2 rRNA genes (1 of these 2 only partly in view) are annotated in these 2,896 nt (G+C 53.7%); both read left to right on the forward strand.

The features are described 5' to 3' along the window. Positions 1 to 2,617 (forward strand): 23S ribosomal RNA (locus AC06FE_RS19405); it begins 261 nt to the left of the window's first position. Positions 2,618 to 2,740: 123 nt separating this feature from the next. Then, positions 2,741 to 2,855: ribosomal RNA gene (gene rrf, locus AC06FE_RS19410) — 5S ribosomal RNA — on the forward strand. The last annotated feature ends 41 nt before the right edge of the window (positions 2,856 to 2,896 follow it).

A 2,896-nucleotide genomic window follows, 5' to 3' on the forward strand; every position in this document is an offset into this window, starting at 1 on the left:
CCCTTAAGCTGATATGGTTTTAGAAAAACGGTTTGGAAAAGCCGGCCATAGAAGGTGATAGCCCTGTATTTGAAAGGGCCATATCAGTGAAGACGAGTAGGGCGGGGCACGTGAAACCCTGTCTGAACATGGGGGGACCATCCTCCAAGGCTAAATACTACTGACCGACCGATAGTGAACCAGTACCGTGAGGGAAAGGCGAAAAGAACCCCGGAGAGGGGAGTGAAATAGAACCTGAAACCGTGTGCGTACAAGCAGTAGGAGCTCGAAAGAGTGACTGCGTACCTTTTGTATAATGGGTCAGCGACTTACTGTTCGTGGCAAGCTTAACCGTATAGGGGAGGCGAAGGGAAACCGAGTCTGATAAGGGCGCATAGTCGCGGGCAGTAGACCCGAAACCGGGTGATCTAGTCATGCCCAGGGTGAAGGTGCGGTAACACGCACTGGAGGCCCGAACCCACTCCCGTTGCAAAGGTAGGGGATGAGGTGTGATTAGGAGTGAAAAGCTAATCGAACCCGGAGATAGCTGGTTCTCCTCGAAAGCTATTTAGGTAGCGCCTCATATGTATCCTCTCGGGGGTAGAGCACTGTTATGGCTAGGGGGTCATCGCGACTTACCAAACCATTGCAAACTCCGAATACCGAGACGGACTGTATGGGAGACACACGGCGGGTGCTAACGTCCGTCGTGAAAAGGGAAACAACCCAGACCCACAGCTAAGGTCCCAAATTTTGTGCTAAGTGGAAAACCATGTGGAAAGGCACAGACAGCCAGGAGGTTGGCTTAGAAGCAGCCACCCTTTAAAGAAAGCGTAATAGCTCACTGGTCGAGTCGGTCTGCGGGGAAGATTTAACGGGGCTAAGCACAGAACCGAAGCTTGGGGTGCATAACTTTGTTATGCGCGGTAGAGGAGCGTTCCGTAAGCCTGTGAAGGTGAGTTGAGAAGCTTGCTGGAGGTATCGGAAGTGCGAATGCTGACATGAGTAACGATAATGCGGGTGAAAAACCCGCACGCCGAAAGCCCAAGGTTTCCTTGCGCAACGTTAATCGGCGCAGGGTGAGTCGGCCCCTAAGGCGAGGCAGAAATGCGTAGTCGATGGGAAGCAGGTTAATATTCCTGCACCTCGCGTAAGTGCGATGGAGGGACGGAGAAGGTTAGGTGTACCGGGCGTTGGTTGTCCCGGGGAAAGGCGGTAGGTTTGGATCTTTGGCAAATCCGGGATCCTTTAAGACCGAGCACCGAGACGAGTCTTTTAGACGAAGTCACTGATACCACGCTTCCAGGAAAAGCTCCTAAGCTTCAGCTTACGCAGACCGTACCGTAAACCGACACAGGTGGGTAGGATGAGAATTCTCAGGCGCTTGAGAGAACTCGGGTGAAGGAACTAGGCAACATGGCACCGTAACTTCGGGAGAAGGTGCACCCTTTTTGGTGGCTCATGCGAGCTATAGCTGAAGAGGGTCGCAGTAACCAGGCCGCTGCGACTGTTTATCAAAAACACAGCACTCTGCAAACACGAAAGTGGACGTATAGGGTGTGACGCCTGCCCGGTGCTGGAAGGTTAATTGATGGGGTCAGCCGCAAGGCGAAGCTCTTGATCGAAGCCCCAGTAAACGGCGGCCGTAACTATAACGGTCCTAAGGTAGCGAAATTCCTTGTCGGGTAAGTTCCGACCTGCACGAATGGCGTAACGACAGCGGCGCTGTCTCCACCCGAGACTCAGTGAAATTGAAATCGCTGTGAAGATGCAGCGTTCCCGTGGCAAGACGGAAAGACCCCGTGAACCTTTACTATAGCTTTACACTGAACGTTGAGTTCGTCTGTGTAGGATAGGTGGGAGGCTATGAAACTGTGGCGCTAGCTGCAGTGGAGCCATCCTTGAAATACCACCCTGTCGTGCTTGACGTTCTAACCTAGGTCCATTATCTGGATCGGGGACCGTGTATGGTGGGTAGTTTGACTGGGGCGGTCTCCTCCTAAAGAGTAACGGAGGAGCTCGAAGGTACGCTCAGCGCGGTCGGACATCGCGCACTGTGTGCAAAGGCATAAGCGTGCTTGACTGCAAGATCGACGGATCAAGCAGGTAGGAAACTAGGACTTAGTGATCCGGTGGTTCTGTATGGAAGGGCCATCGCTCAACGGATAAAAGGTACTCCGGGGATAACAGGCTGATACCGCCCAAGAGTTCATATCGACGGCGGTGTTTGGCACCTCGATGTCGGCTCATCACATCCTGGGGCTGTAGTCGGTCCCAAGGGTATGGCTGTTCGCCATTTAAAGTGGTACGCGAGCTGGGTTCAGAACGTCGTGAGACAGTTCGGTCCCTATCTGCCATGGGCGTTGGAAGTTTGAGAGGGGCTGCTCCTAGTACGAGAGGACCGGAGTGGACGAACCTCTGGTGTTCCGGTTGTCACGCCAGTGGCATTGCCGGGTAGCTATGTTCGGAAGCGATAACCGCTGAAAGCATCTAAGCGGGAAGCGCGCCTCAAGATGAGACTTCCCGGGGCACAAGCCCCCTAAAGGAACCATGTAGACTACGTGGTTGATAGGTCAGGTGTGTAAGTGCAGCAATGCATTGAGCTAACTGATACTAATGATCCGTGCGGCTTGACCATATAACCTCAAGTTGCCTTGGCCGACATGACATGTCGATAGATCCAAGTGCACGCTACGTCACAAGACCTCTGCGAGACTGGCGCCTCATCCGTTTTCTTGGATGGCGACGTCCCAACCGTCTCCTTGGTGAAATTAGCGCTGTGGAACCACCCGATCCCATCCCGAACTCGGAAGTGAAACGCAGCTGCGCCGATGGTAGTGCAGCTCAAGCTGTGCGAGAGTAGGTCATCGCCAAGGTTTTATTCCCAAACCCCTGCAGCCCGCGCTGCAGGGGTTTG

It is taken from the genome of Stenotrophomonas sp. Steno-C18 (assembly GCF_056393195.1).